The sequence below is a fragment of the Levilactobacillus namurensis genome (assembly GCF_032197885.1).
Lineage (GTDB): Bacteria > Bacillota > Bacilli > Lactobacillales > Lactobacillaceae > Levilactobacillus > Levilactobacillus namurensis_A.
The window spans coordinates 2,084,750-2,100,194 of the sequence record NZ_CP134159.1 but is presented as its reverse complement, the minus strand read 5'-3'; the positions used below and the strand labels follow the sequence as shown (position 1 = coordinate 2,100,194).

Annotated in this window: 15 protein-coding genes and 1 other RNA gene; 11 read left to right on the top strand and 5 right to left on the bottom strand. The window is 54.8% G+C overall.

Translation table 11 applies throughout. The annotated features are described in order from the left end of the window. Positions 1–20: 20 nt before the first annotated feature. The 5 genes from RIN67_RS10095 to nrdH form a co-directional block, all read right to left on the bottom strand. Complete coding sequence (locus tag RIN67_RS10095; protein WP_264999672.1) at positions 21–599, bottom strand: LOG family protein; 579 nt, start codon at positions 597–599, stop codon at positions 21–23. A 93-nt stretch (positions 600–692) separates the two neighbouring features. Further along, the gene (locus RIN67_RS10090) at positions 693–962 is read right to left on the bottom strand and encodes a hypothetical protein (protein WP_264999673.1); all 270 of its coding nucleotides are present in this window, start codon (positions 960–962) and stop codon (positions 693–695) included. A 172-nt stretch (positions 963–1,134) separates the two neighbouring features. Then, the gene (gene nrdF / locus RIN67_RS10085) at positions 1,135–2,145 is read right to left on the bottom strand and encodes a class 1b ribonucleoside-diphosphate reductase subunit beta (protein WP_371862374.1); all 1,011 of its coding nucleotides are present in this window, start codon (positions 2,143–2,145) and stop codon (positions 1,135–1,137) included. A 33-nt stretch (positions 2,146–2,178) separates the two neighbouring features. Continuing rightward, positions 2,179–4,344, bottom strand: a complete 2,166-nt coding sequence (nrdE, locus tag RIN67_RS10080) for a class 1b ribonucleoside-diphosphate reductase subunit alpha (RefSeq protein WP_264999674.1) — start codon at positions 4,342–4,344, stop codon at positions 2,179–2,181. Between the two features lie 110 nt (positions 4,345–4,454). Beyond that, a complete protein-coding gene (gene nrdH / locus RIN67_RS10075; RefSeq protein ID WP_024747618.1) occupies positions 4,455–4,682 on the bottom strand; it encodes a glutaredoxin-like protein NrdH in 228 nt (75 codons plus the stop codon). A gap of 200 nt (positions 4,683–4,882) precedes the next feature. Between nrdH and RIN67_RS10070 the strand changes: the two genes are divergently transcribed. From RIN67_RS10070 to RIN67_RS10020, 11 genes are all read left to right on the top strand, one after another. Continuing rightward, positions 4,883–5,497, top strand: coding sequence for a class I SAM-dependent methyltransferase (locus tag RIN67_RS10070; RefSeq protein WP_056944142.1), 615 nt, complete (start codon positions 4,883–4,885; stop codon positions 5,495–5,497). A gap of 15 nt (positions 5,498–5,512) precedes the next feature. Beyond that, a complete protein-coding gene (gene tadA, locus RIN67_RS10065) occupies positions 5,513–6,064 on the top strand; it encodes a tRNA adenosine(34) deaminase TadA (protein ID WP_264999675.1) in 552 nt (183 codons plus the stop codon). Positions 6,065–6,086: 22 nt separating this feature from the next. After that, an RNA gene (gene ffs / locus RIN67_RS10060) (signal recognition particle sRNA small type) lies at positions 6,087–6,173 on the top strand. A 674-nt stretch (positions 6,174–6,847) separates the two neighbouring features. Then, positions 6,848–8,644: a DNA polymerase III subunit gamma/tau gene (gene dnaX, locus RIN67_RS10055; protein ID WP_264999676.1), complete on the top strand. Its 1,797-nt coding sequence runs from the start codon at positions 6,848–6,850 to the stop codon at positions 8,642–8,644. A 22-nt stretch (positions 8,645–8,666) separates the two neighbouring features. After that, on the top strand, positions 8,667–8,984 hold the full coding sequence (locus tag RIN67_RS10050; protein ID WP_056944312.1) for a YbaB/EbfC family nucleoid-associated protein: 318 nt from the start codon (positions 8,667–8,669) through the stop codon (positions 8,982–8,984). Between the two features lie 24 nt (positions 8,985–9,008). Then, the gene (gene recR, locus RIN67_RS10045; RefSeq protein ID WP_024747623.1) at positions 9,009–9,608 is read left to right on the top strand and encodes a recombination mediator RecR; all 600 of its coding nucleotides are present in this window, start codon (positions 9,009–9,011) and stop codon (positions 9,606–9,608) included. A 12-nt stretch (positions 9,609–9,620) separates the two neighbouring features. After that, entirely contained in the window at positions 9,621–9,872 is a 252-nt protein-coding gene (locus RIN67_RS10040; protein ID WP_024747624.1) for a YaaL family protein, read from the top strand. Between the two features lie 156 nt (positions 9,873–10,028). Then, on the top strand, positions 10,029–11,069 hold the full coding sequence (locus RIN67_RS10035) for a glycosyl hydrolase family 8 (protein WP_313872921.1): 1,041 nt from the start codon (positions 10,029–10,031) through the stop codon (positions 11,067–11,069). 34 nt (positions 11,070–11,103) lie between these two features. Next, positions 11,104–12,600, top strand: a complete 1,497-nt coding sequence (wsfD, locus tag RIN67_RS10030) for a glycan biosynthesis hexose transferase WsfD (RefSeq protein WP_264999678.1) — start codon at positions 11,104–11,106, stop codon at positions 12,598–12,600. Beyond that, entirely contained in the window at positions 12,597–14,171 is a 1,575-nt protein-coding gene (locus RIN67_RS10025) for a hypothetical protein (protein WP_264999679.1), read from the top strand. The genes wsfD and RIN67_RS10025 overlap by 4 nt, the downstream gene beginning before the upstream one ends. 4 nt (positions 14,172–14,175) lie before the next feature. Continuing rightward, complete coding sequence (locus tag RIN67_RS10020) at positions 14,176–15,429, top strand: glycosyltransferase family 2 protein (protein WP_264999680.1); 1,254 nt, start codon at positions 14,176–14,178, stop codon at positions 15,427–15,429. Positions 15,430–15,445: the final 16 nt, after the last annotated feature.

Below are 15,445 nucleotides of genomic sequence, written 5' to 3'. Positions count from 1 at the left end.
CCCTTAAACTATGACTTTAATTAGTTGGTGTACTTGTAAGGCAACTGGTGCTTGAAGGCCGCGAATCCTGCAAACATGGCCGGAATATTATCGGCGGCTAGGAACAGGTCCATGTTAGCCTGGGGGGCGAAGCCTTCGTCACAGGATTTTTGCATCATGGCCACCAGGTCGTCGAAGTAATGGTTGATGTTGAACAACGCGATGGGTTTCTGGTGGACGTTGAGTTGGCTCCAGGACAGCATGGTCGTGAACTCTTCGAAGGTACCGAAGCCCCCGGGAAGAACGATAAAGGCGTCAGCTTGGCGCAACATTTCGTCCTTACGTTCGTCCATCGTGCTGGTTTGAATTAGGCGTGTCACATCCATCTTGGCAAGGCCCATCTCTTGGAGAAAGGTGGGGATGATGCCGATGACTTCACCGCCGGCGGCCAGGGTTGATTCGGCGATGGTGCCCATTAACCCTTCCTTTCCGCCACCGTAGACCACGGGATGGTGATGGGCCGCTAGGTACTGGCCTAACGCCACGGTTTGTTGCTTAAAGGCCGGGTCTAAGCCGTGATTAGACCCGCAGAAGACACAGACATTTTTGATTGTTGGCATGGTAGAACCCCCTGAAAAGCATAAGATGGTCCCATTATACCGCAAGCAAGAGACCCCTAACACTGAACTTGGCATCCATTCTGGGTCACGCAATCAGCGGGCTGAGGTCCACAGCCAAGCGGACAGACCACTGATGAGTAGAATACTGAGCAGCCAAAAAACGCTGGATTCTAGGGGCCAGCCCAGGCCAAGGTGCACCAATAATGGCGTCCCAACGATGATCCAGGCTTGATTGACCCAGACGTTATTCAGGACGCCAACAATGCGGCGATTTTGGTAAATTCGGGTGATGAGGGGCGCGCAGAGTAACGTGATCATTAATAGCCACAGGGCGGTGTCCCCGGTCCATAGAGGGGCTGGCATGGCATGACCTTCTTTCTGAAAAAATTGGGCACTCTTTTTAGTTAAGTTTAGCGTAACAGGTCCTTAACGGTTATGGGGAATCAATGACTTGGCCGATGCAAAAACAGCGTAAATTGGGAACAAAAAACGACGCCTATTTCTGAATAGGCGTCGTTTTAAAGTCATTTTGAATTTACTTGTCGTGGTTCGGGTCTTCCGGGTCAGCGGGTTCGCCAATCTGGTAATCACTGTCGTTCATGGCTTCCACGTTTCCTAACAGGTAGCCGTTACCGACCTGTGAGAAGAAGTCGTGGTTGGCCGTTGACGTCGAGATCCCGTTCATCACGATGGGGTTAACGTCCTCAGCGGTGTCGGGGAACAGGGGGTCCTGTCCCAAGTTCATCAAAGCCTTGTTGGCGTTGTAGCGGATGAACGTCAGGACTTCATCGGTCCAGCCCACTTGGTCGTACATCAAGTGGGTGTACTTCTCTTCGTTGTCGTAGAGGTTGTACAGGAAGTCGTACATCCAGTCTTTGAGCTCCTGCTGCTCGTTTTCACCGAGTTCCTTCATCCCCAGCTGGAACTTGTAGCCGATGTAGGTGCCGTGGACGGATTCGTCCCGCAGGATCAACTTGATGATTTCGGCCACGTTGGCGAGCTTGTTGTGCCCCAAGTAATACAGTGGGGTGAAGAAGCCGCTGTAGAACAGGAAGGTTTCCAGAAAGACACTGGAGATCTTCTTCTTCAGGGGATGTTCGTCATCGTGGTACAGGGTGTAGATCCGCTTAGTCTTGTTCTGTAAGAACTCTTCGGAGTCACTCCACTTAAAGATCTCGTCGATTTCGTCTGGCGTGTTGAGCGTCGAGAAGATGGTCGAGTAGCTCTTAGCGTGGACGGATTCCATGAATTGAATGTTGTTGAGGACGGCCGTTTCGTGTTGGGTCTTGACGTCCCGCCGTAACGCGGCCATGCCGTCTTGAGACTGGAGGGTGTCCAGGAGGGTCAACCCCCCGAAGACGTGGCCGACCACCCATTTATGGTCGGTATCTAGGGTCCGCCAATCGTCTAAGTCGTTGGAGACGGGGATCCGGGTGTCCAACCAGAATTGCTCGGTCAGCTTTTCCCAGGTCGCCTTATCGATTTCGTCAGAAACTTGATTCCAGTTGATGGCTTGGTAATTGCCATCGCTGTTCATTGTTGCCATATTCAGCACTCCCTTGTCATGCGTTAAAGTGTCCTAGATGACACAGCTTTCACATTGGTTGGCGCCCACTTCACTGTTATCGTCGGTAAAGGTCCGGACGTAGTAGATGGACTTGATGCCCTTACGGTGGGCGTAATTCCGCAGGATACTCAGATCCCGGGTGGTCATCTTATCCGTGCGCCCGTTCTTCCATTCGTAGAGGCCTGCCGGAATCGTCGAACGCATGAATAAAGTCAGACTCATCCCTTGGTCCACGTGCTGTTGGGCCGCGGCGTAGACGTCGATGACCCGACGCATGTCGGTGTCGTAAGCGGACTTGTAGTACGGCATGGTGTCGTTGCTGAGGTAAGGTGCGGGATAGTAGATCTTCCCAATCTTCTTTTCCTGGCGCTCCTCGATCCGGTTGATGGTCGGGTGCAAGCTGGCCGTGGTGTCGTTGATGTAGGAGATTGATCCGTTGGGCGCAACGGCCATCCGGTTCTGGTGGTACAGCCCATCACGCATCACGTCGGCCTTGAGTTGGGCCCAGTCATCTGGGGATGGTAACCAGATGTTACCGAAGAGGGCTTGGACCTTCTGGGAGGTTGGCCGCCAGTCCTTTTGGGTGTACCGGTCGAAGTAGGACCCATCGGCGTACTTGCTGTTCTCGAAGTTGTGGAACGTCTCGTGGCGTTCCTTGGCAATCTGGTTAGAGGCCTTTAACGTCCAGTAGTTTAACAGCATGAAGTAGACGCTGGTGAAGGCGATACTGTCCTTAGACCCGTACATCATGTGGTTCTTAGCAAAGTAGCTGTGTAGCCCCATGGCACCTAGACCAATGGTGTGGGCCAGGTGGTTACCGTGTTGGATCGACGGGACCACGTCGATATCGGAGTGGTCGGTCACGAAGGTCAACGCTCGGACCATGGTCTCCACGGAGTGACCGAAGTCGGGGGAGGCCATTAGGTTAACGATGTTGGTCGAGCCCAGGTTACAAGAAATGTCGGTGCCTAATTTTTCGGCTTCTTGCCGGTTATTGTAGGTCGTCGGCGTCTGAACCTGCATGATTTCGGAACACAGGTTGCTCATCACGATTCGTCCCTGGATGGGGTTCTCGCGGTTGGCCGTGTCGACGTTCACGATGTAAGGGTAGCCGGATTCCTGTTGCAGTTTCCCAATCTCGGTTTCCAGTTCCCGAGCCTTGATCTGCTTTTTGTGAACCTCGGGGTTGGCGACTAACTTGTCGTATTCCGCCGTGATGTCCACGTAGGAGAAAGGCTTGCCGTAGAGGCGTTCCACGTCGTAAGGACTGAACAGGTACATGTCCGCGTCTGCTTCACAGAGCTGGTAGAACTTGTCCGGAACGGTGACGCCCAGGGACAGGGTCTTCAGCCGAATCTTCTCATCGGCATTTTCCTTCTTAGCCCCTAGAAACGCAATGATATCGGGATGGAAGACGCTGAGGTAGACCACCCCGGCCCCTTGACGCTGTCCCAGTTGGTTGGAGTAGGAGAAACTGTCTTCGAGCAGCTTCATGACGGGGACGACGCCGGAAGCGGCCCCCGCGATATGCTTGATGGGTGCGCCGGCCTCCCGCAGGTTCGAGAGGTTGATGCCGACCCCGCCACCGATACGGGACAGCTGCAGAGCGGAATTGATGGTCCGGCCGATCGTGTTCATGTCGTCGGTGGATTGGATCAAGAAGCAGGAGACCAGTTCACCACGCCGGGCCCGGCCAGCACTAAGGAAGCTGGGGGTCGCGGGTTGGTAGCGTTGGTGGATGATCTCATCGGCGAGATCGTGGGCCAGTTGCTGGTCACCTTCCGCAAAGTCCAGGGCGTTCATGGCGACCCGGTCGATAAAGTTCTCTAGGTAATAGGCGTTGTCGTTGGTCTTCATCGCGTATTGCGCGTAGAACTTATAGGCGGCCATGAAGGACTTGAAGTGGAAGTTTTGGGCCTTTAGGTAGGCGTAGAGGTCTTCGATAAAGGAGAACGGGTACTGGGTGATGACCTGAGTTTCGACGTAATCTTCTTGGATCAAGTAGTCGAACCGTTCCCGTAAGGACGCGAAGGTCTTGGTGTTAGGCCGGACGTTTTCTCGTAGGAAGGCTTCGAGGGCTTCTTGGTCTTTATTCAAAGGAATCTGACCATCAACGGGGATGTTGATCTCGTTGTTTAAATCATAATACGTGACGTCTTGTAAATCTTTTAGGCTCATGCGCATACTCGCTTCTTTCTCTTAGAATGGACTGATCGGTCAACTGACCACTAAAAAAACGGCCCCGTGAACAAACACGGCGTCGCCAAGACGGGTTTGTCGAACTTCAGTTAACCCGCGATTTGTTGCAATTGATCTGGACGAAACCCAAAAAAGGCCTTGTGCCCAGCAGCTTCAACGACCGGAAGGGACTGAAATCCCTGTTCTTTTAGATAAGTGACATATTCCGGATTCTGGTTAATATTGCGTTCTTCAAACGCCACATTGTGTTCGGTTAAGAAACGCTTCGTCATCTTGCATTGCATGCAGTTGTTTTTAGAATAAACCGTTACTTTCATGTTACGCACATCCTCTTACATTTGGTTATCAATGTGTTTAGTGTACACCAGATTTAAAAAAACGCAATCGAAAAAAGCACCATATTTGGTGGTTGGGATATACAATAACCACTAAATATAGTGCTTTACGCGACTTAATTATTCTATTTGGCACGGACCAAACTTCTACGGTAAAATAAACCTAAAAGGTGGTCTCGAAAATGACTAATCACTATTATACACAAAATCCAGATGTTGTACACGAAGAACGTCATTGGCCGTTCACCCTCTTAGGTAACGAATTGTTGTTTACCACCGACAACGGGGTCTTTTCAAAGAGCCGGGTCGACTACGGTTCCTGCGCGTTATTGAACGCGTTTGAAGCGGACCAAACGCCGGCGGGCCCGTGGTTGGACCTGGGCTGCGGGTACGGTCCCATCGGTCTGGCCTTGGCTAAGCGGTGGCCGGATCGGCAAGTGACCATGGCGGATGTGAATGAACTTGCGCTGTCGTTAGCGCAACAAAATGCAACGGCTAATCAGATTACTAACGTGACCATTGTCGAATCTGACCGTTACGCAGCGTTGGGCACCCAACGGTACGCGGCCATCCTGACCAATCCTCCCGTTCGGGCAGGCAAGGCCGTGGTGACCAGCATGTTGACCGAGGCGGCGCAACACCTCTTACCTGGCGGGACCCTAACGGTGGTCTTGCAGAAGAAGCAGGGGGCGCCATCGGCTAAGAAGACCATGACGGCCACGTTTGGCAATTGCCAGATCCTGAAGAAGGATAAGGGCTACTATATCCTGGAGAGCCGACAGAACGCATCATCATAGAAAAGGGGCGGTTGAATGCGGCAGTTAACTTATTCGGATACGCAACGCCACTATATGCAAGAGGCGCTCTTTGAAGCTGACCAGGCCGGCCTGATTGGTGAAGTTCCCATTGGGGCGGTCATCGTCCACGACGGACAGATCATCGGCCGGGGGCATAACCTCCGGGAGCACGCTAACGACGCTACGTTACACGCCGAGATTCGGGCCATTGAAGAAGCCTGTGCCACGTTACGGAGTTGGCGTCTGGAAGACTGTGAAATGTACGTTACGATCGAACCCTGCTTGATGTGTAGCGGGGCCATCATTAATTCACGGATTCCGGTGGTGTACTATGGCGCCCGGGACCCCAAGGCGGGGGCCGTCGATAGTCTGTATGAGACGCTGACGGATGACCGACTGAACCACCAGGTCAAGGTCTACGAGGGCTTGCTAGCGAAGGAGTCCGGCGAACGGTTAGTGTCATTCTTCAAGGCGGCTCGGCAACGCGCGAAGGTGGCTAAGAAGGCCCGGCGCGCGGCACAGAAAGCCGCGACTGATAAGACGCTAGACAGTCCAGAAAAATCATGATACACTAGTACTTGCCGTTAAGGCCTTGAAGCAAGGGCGGGCTTACGAATCGTGTCAGGTCCGGAAGGAAGCAGCACTAAGTCTGATTCGCTTTGTGCTTCAAGTTTATGAGATAATGAGCACTCCTGGTCGCTGACCGGGAGTTTTTTTAGTTCTGGTACTGGAATAGTCAGTCAATGGTCGCCTTACCGGGCGGACCAGACAGGGCTGGAACGCCGTGGGCACAACTTGGCGCCCGAAGTACAGGTCTCCAAGCTTGGCCTTTTCCTAGGCGAGCTGAAAGACGCTCACCAAGGAAAATTTCACGGCTGAGCCCTGTCTGGCCCGCCCTCACGGCTTACCGTCATGCCGAAATGATCCTGTAACGACGTCCAAGTAAGGATTTATGCCATTTTAATCTTGGTTAATTTTAAGGCAGTCCCTTCCAGCAGCTGATACTGGCGTTGGACGCAAAAATTGGCCGTTATCATTGGAAACCATCTATGTAAGGTCCCCTCAGCCGATAGGGCCCAGCCGGTGAAATTAGCGTTAGCCGAGTGGTCTTCTCGGCTTAGGCTAAGGCCGAGCTTTAAGACGGGCGGGCTTTGCGCGGCTTAAAGTCGTGCCCACTGGCGTCACGGCCCTGCCAATCGGCTGAGGGGACCGGCCAGTTCGCCACCGACTATTGCCCGGTAGGCGAATTAAGAGGAAAACGGGTCATGAGGTGACAGCGACCCGTAAAAAAGGCTATAATAATGAACAGCGATTTTGATTGAAATAAAATAGTAGAAAGGAACAGATGATATGGCTTATCAAGCACTTTATCGGGTCTGGCGTCCGCAACGGTTCGACGACATGATCGGACAAGAAGTGATCACGCGGACTTTAAAGAACGCCATCACGACTAACCAAATCAGTCACGCCTACCTCTTTGCGGGTCCCCGGGGAACGGGGAAAACGTCGGCCGCTAAGATCTTTGCTAAGGCCATCAATTGTCACCATCAAAAGGACGGCGAGCCCTGCAACGAATGTGACACCTGCAAGGCCATCACGGCCGGGACCTTAAACGACGTAATCGAAATCGATGCGGCTTCCAACAACGGGGTCGAAGAGATTCGCGATATTCGGGACAAGGTCAAGTATGCGCCGACCGTGGCCGACTATAAGGTCTACATCATCGACGAAGTGCATATGCTGTCGGCCGGCGCCTTCAACGCTTTGTTGAAGACCCTGGAAGAGCCGCCAGCTAACGTGATCTTCATTCTGGCGACCACGGAACCGCATAAGATTCCGGCGACCATCATCTCGCGGGTTCAACGGTTCGACTTCAAGCGGATCGCGGCCAGCGATAGCTACGACCGGATGACCTATATCCTGAAGCAGAAGAACGTGACCTACGACGACCAGGCCATCAAGGTGATTGCGAAGGCCGCCGAAGGGGGGATGCGGGATGCGTTGAGCATTCTGGATCAGGCGTTGTCGTTTGGGGACAATGAGATTACCCTGGATAACGCGTTGCTGGTCACCGGGAGTGTCACCCATGAACTCCTGGCGACCTACGTGCAACAGGTCTTGGCCGGTGAGACTAAAGCCGGTTTGGCCACGTTACAGTCGGTTCTGGAAGCCGGGAAGGATGCCGAACGCTTCACCGAAGACCTCATCAGCTACGCCCGCGACCTATTGTTGTACCAACAGGCCCCTCAATTGGTAGAAGAAGCGGAAATGGGGAGCGTGAGTGCGGACTTTCAGGCGCTGGCTAAGCAGACTCCGGCGGCGACCATGTACGCGATGATCAATGAGTTGAACGCGATTCAACAACAGATGCGCTTTACCACCCACCCCGACGTTTATCTGGAAATCCTGACCATCAAGTTGGCGGAAATCGGGCAGACCAAGGGCGCGGCGCCCGTTGCGGCAACAGCTGCACCGGTGGCTGCGGCCACGCCGACACCCGCGGCGGAGTCGCAGGTTCAGGCGTTGCAACACCAAGTCGATCAATTGAAGACCACTTTGGAACGGCTGGAGCAAGCTGGGGGCGTCAAGGCCGCACAACCGGCGGCCCGGCCGAAGCCTCGGGTAACGGCGAACCAGCAGGAAAAGGAAGTCAACCTGGCCAAGATCTATCCGGTCTTGGGGTCAGCGACCCGCGGGAAGCTGAACCAGTTGCAGGAGGTCTGGCCGGATCTGTTGAACAGCCTGTCGGTGACGCAACGGGCGGTGATGAAGGTGTCCCAACCCGTTGCGGCGGCGGATTCGGGGGTTATCGTGGCCTTCGACTACTCGTTCTTGTACCAACGGGCCACGACCGACCAGGAATTAACGGATGCGTTAGAGAACGGGTTGGACCGGATGATTGGGTCGGCGTTGCCGGTAGTCTTTGTGCCTAAGGACCAGTGGCCGACGATTCGGAAGGACTATCTGGCGACCCATAAGGCGGATCTCCAGCAACATGCGGCGAGTCACCAGGCAACGCCAGCTCCGGACGGGCAACCTACGGACGCTGTGGCCCCGATACCGGCGGACCAACCGGCCGCTAATCCGGTCGTGACTAAGGCCGAGGACCTCTTTGGTAAGGATATCGTGGATGTCCAACATGATTAAAAATTTGAAAGGATGATCAACAATGCGTGGAATGGGAAATATGGGAAACATGATGAAGCAGATGCGGCAAATGCAAAAGAAGATGGAGGCGGACCAAGCTGCCTTGAACGCCCAAACGTTTACGGGAGCCTCACCAGATGACTTGGTTAAAGCCACCTTTACTGGGGACCGGAAGATGACGGACCTGACGATTAAGCCCGAAGCCATCGATCCAGACGATCCGGATATGTTGGCTGACTTGGTCCTGGCCGCCGTTAATGCCGCTTTGGCTGAAGTTGACGAGACCACTAAGAAGAGTTTAGGCAAGTACACGCAGGGGATGAACATTCCTGGCTTGTAATGCCGGATTGGAAAGGATGGCACCATGCAATATCCAGAACCCATCGCACAATTGATCGATAGTTACATGAAGTTGCCGGGGATTGGCCAGAAATCGGCGACGCGGCTGGCATTCTTCACCATTGATATGGATAAAGACGATGTGGCGGCCTTCTCGAAGGCCTTGGTCTCCGCTAAGCGTGACCTGCACTTCTGCTCCATCTGTGGCAACATCACGGAGAGTGACCCTTGCAGCATCTGCGCGGATAAGACGCGGGATCAGTCGCACGTCTTGGTGGTTGAACAAGCCAAAGATATCATGGTGATGGAGCGGATGAAAGAATACCATGGCCTGTACCACGTCTTGCACGGGGTCATGTCCCCCATCGAGGGGAAGGGGCCGGACGACTTAAACATCAGTAGTCTGATCAGTCGGCTCCAGCAGAATCCAGCCATCAAGGAAGTCATTATCGCCACGAACGCCACACCGGAAGGGGAAGCCACGGCCATGTATCTGTCGCGGCTGATCAAGCCAGCGGGCATTAAGGTGACCCGGTTGGCGCACGGACTTTCCGTGGGCAGTGATATCGAGTATGCTGACGAAATGACTCTGTTTAAGGCCGTTGAAGGCCGGACGGAGATGTAAGGAGGGTGCGTTATGTTTGGACGAAAGAAACGGCACGTTGCAGAATTGAAGACGTTCTATGATAATCAGCTGTTGGACACCATCGACGCTGCTAAGGGGCGCTGGGACCACGCCAAGCAGACCCAAGAGGCCATTGCGGATGCGGACAATGAGATGACCGCGAACACGGCTTTAGCGCGACAAACGTACCTCTTTTTGTACCGCGAAGCTCGGCGGCGACACGTCCGCAGCACGCACATCGCCCCTACCGTTTATCAAGATTAATGAGTGATTAGACCACGTTTCCGCAATCGCGGAAGCGTGGTTTTTTGGTGAGGTTAATCGGGTGCTTGGTCCGGTAAAGTTCTCGTTTAACTTTTAGATGGACCATGCTACTATAAACATAGTTGGACCTAAAAATGAGGTGAGGGGGGACGAATCGTGAAGCGATGGACGATACTGATAGTCATGCTAGTTGGTTTACTGAGTCTGAGTAGTTGTGGGGCGCAACCAGCGACCATGACGCCTCCGGACCAGTCGCCACGACTATTCCTCACCCGGACTAAGCACCACACGACCGCGGACCAGCACCATCAACGAGCACTGGTCAGCTTTTTAGAACGGAAGATGCTGACCGACCAGGGAATCTACACCAACTACGCAGATACGACGACCCGGCAAGCGGGGAAGGCTACTGGCCACGAACTTTTAAGCGAATCGGCGGGGATGTGGTTACTGTACTTAGCCCAAACCAAACAATTTAAGCGCTTCCGGACCTTTTATCAAGCCACGGTCAAGACCTTTGGCGACCACGGTCAATTCAGCTACCGCTACGATCCCCGGAACCATAAGCGTTTTGCGGTCAACGCGACCTTAGACGACCTGCGGATTATTCGGGCGTTGAACACTTACGATGCCCTGACTGGTAGTCGGCGGTACCGGCAAGCGGCGACCACGAGCAGTTTGGCGTACGCGGACTTCAAGGTCTTGCACTATTACCAGCAGAACAGTCCTAAGGGACGCAAACACTACCGGCAACAGCTCAAGGTGGTCAAGGGCGGGTACCTGGGCGACGTGTTCCCGTTATACGCGGCGAGCTTTAACTGGCACACCCTGGCGTATTCGACCAAGAATCTGAACACCTCGGAAGCGTTGGAGACGCTACTTCACTTGGCGGAGATCGGACAGTTACGCGCGGCCAGCAAGGGCTGGTTAGTCCAACAAGTCCAGCGCCATCAGCTCTATAACGGCTACACCACGGCGGGGAGTGCCAGTGACACGGGCCAATCTGCCGGGAACTATGCGTTGGCGGCCATGATCTTTGCGGTGGAGCATGATCAGGCAAATTATCGCCGGGCGATGCGGGCGGTCTGGGCCAACCAGATTACCCAAGGCACCATGACCGGAGCCCTGGGGGACGCCCAGACCCGGCAGAGTTATTCATTTAACAACCTAACGGCCATCTTAGCGGCTAATTATTAAGATTGAAAAATTCTCGGGAAGGAGGGGAACCGGCATGCTGCAGCGCATCCAAGCAATCAGTCGAAGCGTCTGGCGTGGCAGCACGCGCTGGGTCTCGCCAGCCCTACTAGCCACTGTGTGTGCGGGATTGATCGCGGGGTGGCTGCTGTTCGTGCCGCCCTTTCACGGTCTAGCCGACAACGGGGACTTCTACCGGGCCATCTTCGTAAACGGCCTCTATAAGCTGAAGGGGTACCACATGCTGGGGTACATCAACCCGCAACTGGGAATCATGAAGTACTTCAATGAGACCAACGCGGCCATCTTTTCGTCGCAGCCCCTGTTTGTGCAGGCGGCCGTGTGGCTGAACAAGCTGGTCTATAGTTCCACCGTATTTGACCTGCGCTTCTTAGGCCTAATCTATTACATCCCTTACCTGGGGGCCATCTACTTAGTCACGCAGGCGTTGACCTATCCCTTTCGACGGATTCGGAGCTATCTGATTGCGGCACTGGTGGTGTTGATCTTCGCCGACTCGTCGTTTACGCTTTACTTCAATTCGTTTTTCGCGGAACCGGGGATGCTGGTCTTAGCCCTGTATGCCTTTGGCGCCATCATGCTGTTGGCCCGTCGTCCGACTTATCATCCGCACCTGTTGACGGCGGTGTACTTCGTGAGTGTGATGCTATTGATTGCGAATAAGCAACAAAACGCACCGCTAGCGTTGAGCTACGCGGTGGCGAGCCTGGGCCTGTTCATGATCTGCCGGCACCGGGGCGAGCGACTCTGGATTGTGGCCGGAATCGCGGGCATCCTGGTAACGGGGGTCCTGACCTACACCTTGATCACCAAGCAGTTCAACGATATCAACCAGTACCAGGCCGTGACCCACGGGGTGCTCCTGCACGGCGGTGACCCCAGCAAAAAGTTGAAAAAGCAGGGAGTCAGTCAGCAGTTTGCGCTGATGCGTAATCAGGACTACTATCCCAAGACGTTTGCGGCGATTAGTCCCAGCTCGGACTACGTGCACCGTCACCTGAATCAGAAGACGGGGTTCGGCTGGATCATTCGCTATTACGCCCAACACCCTAAGCAGTTCCGAACTTTACTGGACGTGGCTGCGGGGGACATGATGATCACCCAGGTCAAGGCGGTCGGGGACTACCAGCAGGGTACCGGGCACGCTGCGGGGGAACAGGTCACTTACTTTACGGCCTTTAGTTCGGCCGCCGGTGCGTTCTTTCCCCGAAAGTTTGCGTTTGACCTGCTATTAGCCGTCGCGTTGGCCATCGTTTTTGCCGTCGGGGCGTACAACGATTGGCAACGCCGGCGACCAGCGGGGGTCCTACGGTTCTTCCTGGTCTTGGGCCTATTGACGATTTTTATCTTTGTCCCGATTATTTCGATTATTGGGGATGGGGATGCCGACTTAGCCAAGCACCTGTTCATGGTTCCGGTCAGCCTAGACCTGATTCTCTTACTCTTCGTGGCGGACCTATTGAACCACCGGCTCTGGCACACCCCTAAGCCCGGAGAGGAGGCCGCCGATTGAGAAGACAACTGAAACTTTGGCTTGTGGCCTTAGGTCTCTGCTTGGGCCTCGCCGGGGGATTGGCCTTTCCAACCACTACCACGCATGCTACGGCTTCGCGTCGGGTGTTGATTGTCTATGACGCAATCAACCCGACGGTTAACGGGCAGCAGAAGTTGGCGGCGGTCCAGCGGATTCTGGCCAGCTTGAACCTTCCTACCCAGACAGAGCGGTTGAGTGACTACCAAGCGGGGCAACTCACGGACAAAGCCTATCAGGGGGTGGTGACCCTGAATAATTGGCCCCAGGGACGGTTAACCAACGCCGCTTTCCTGCGGGATCGGCGTCAGTTCACGGGACGTCAGCTCCATATCGGTTCCGGGTTGGACGCCCAAGAGGCGCGCCAGTTCGGAGCACGGCGGGAGACGCTGTACCACCAGCAATTTGTCTTGCGCGACCGGCAGAATTGGCAACTCCTGCCGTTCAGCACGGACCTGACCCTGTTGACCAGTTTGCCGCACGGGACGCAGACCTTTGGCACCTTGGCGACCCAAGCCACCAGCTTACCCGACCACGCTTATGGCGTCGTGCGGGGACGCAGCGGGTACCTGCCTTACTTGATGCCCAACGGGTTCTCCTTGACGGTGGCCAGTCGAACCATCGCAGCGTTATTTGGTCAGACCCGGACTTACCGTCCGCTGCTGACCATCACCCACGTGACACCGTATACCAATCTCCACTTGTTACAGCAACTGGGGCGCCGCTTGGCTAAGGCGGGGATTCCGTTTGCCGTCAGCACCACGTCGGTCGCTGAGAACACGTCATATCACGCCTTCAAGCGCTTTGCGGCGGTCTTGCGGGAGTTGGAGACGGAGAACGGGGTGATCCTCTTACAGGCGCCCGTAGTGGGGGCGGCCGACCGGAAAAGCGGCCAGATCTTAGAGCAGCAACTGGTGGGCCAGTTGAACCAGTTAGGGCAACGCCAGGTCTTGCCGGTCGGGGTCAGTGCGCCGGCCTACTGGAACCAGGATAAGCTCTTTCGGCGGTACGGGTTGCAGCGGGCGTCACTGGTGGTGCTGTTGCCCAATCCGGCGACTACCACGTTTGCTCAACAGGATAACCTGGGAAATCAGTATCCGCAGACCTGGTACGGTGTCTCGTTACGCAGCTTTCAGACGGTCCAGCAATCGGCGCAATTGCGCTGGTCCGTACCGACCGCGCTGACGGTTCCCATGGTCGATTCGGCGAAGGAGTTAACGGCCACGGTCCGGCAGGTCACGGCGCAGACTATTGATTGGTACGACCCGTCCCAGCAGTTGACCACGCGATTAGATAGCGCCTCGGCCACGTTCAAGTACGACCACGGGGCGTACTTCTTGAATGGCCGGCAGATTGCCATCAACGCGTCAAGTGTGGCCTTGCCGCAGTTCAACCCACAACGGAAGAACCACGTGACCCTCAAGGGCTATTTTCGGGTCCAGGGATGGATCTTGTGGATCTTCTTCATTCTGGTGACGGTGGTCTTGGTGGGCTTTATCGTAGTCGGCCGGCGAATCTACCGGCGGATGTTTTTCAACCGTTCAAAGAGGTGATGGCATGAGTGTTCTTGATGTGTTTGTATTTATTTCCATTCTAGTAATTTGGGGAATCATGGCCGTTAACCTGATCTTGACGGTGGCGGGGTACACCCAGTACCTTAAGGATGTACGGACGCCGTTACCGGCCCTACCAGACCAGGCGCCGTTCGTCAGCGTCATGGTACCTGCCCATAACGAAGGCGTGGTCATCGTGCGCACGGTCCTGTCGCTCTTGAACTTCGACTACCCGCACGACCGCTACGAGATTATCGTGATCAACGATAATTCGAGTGACAACTCGGCCCAGTTGCTGGCGAACATCCAGGCCAGTTACCCGGAGCGTAACTTATCCGTGATCAATACGGATAAGACCAACGGGGGGAAGGGCAAATCGAACGCCTTAAATATTGGACTAAAACAGGCCAAGGGGAGCGTCATTTCCATCTACGATGCCGATAACACCCCGGAGCGGCCGGCCCTGCGGCGCTTGGTCGCCGAGCTGATGAGTCACCCCGAATACGGCGCCGTGATTGGGAAGTTCCGGACGCGGAATAAGAACGCGACCTTGCTGACCCGGTTCATTAACGTCGAGACCCTGTCCTTTCAGTGGATGGCCCAAGCCGGACGGTTACGGCTCTTCAAGCTCTGTACGATTCCGGGGACCAACTACGTGATTCGACGGGACCTGCTCGAGCGGATCGGCGGTTGGGACACTAAGGCCTTAGCGGAGGATACCGAGGTTAGCTTTCGGGTCTACCGGGCCGGGTACCGCATCTACTTTCAACCGGCCGCGGTGACCTGGGAGCGGGAACCCCAGACGCTGGACGTGTGGTTCCATCAACGGACACGTTGGGTCAAAGGTAACATCTACGTGATCTTGAAGAATCTGCACCTGGTGTTCACCAAGAGCGGCCGGGCAATTCGCTTCGACCTCTTGTATTTCTTGTCGATTTACTTTCTTTTAATGACGTCGTTGATCTTGTCGGATACGGTCTTTGTCTTGTCCGTCGCCGACATTGCCCATTCGAGCCTGCAGGGCTTCAATAATGCTTTGTGGGCCTTCGCCGTGGTCCTGTTCGTGATTAGTACGTTCGTGACCATCACCACGGAGAAGGGGGAAATGACGCTGAGCAATCTGTTGATCATTATCTTTATGTACGTGGTTTACAGCCAGATGTGGTTGGCTGTAGCCGCCTATGGAATGGTGGGGTATATTCGTGAACAAGTCTTTCATCAGCAAGCGAAATGGTATAAAACAAAGCGGTATCAGTAGGTGGCTGTTAGTCGCC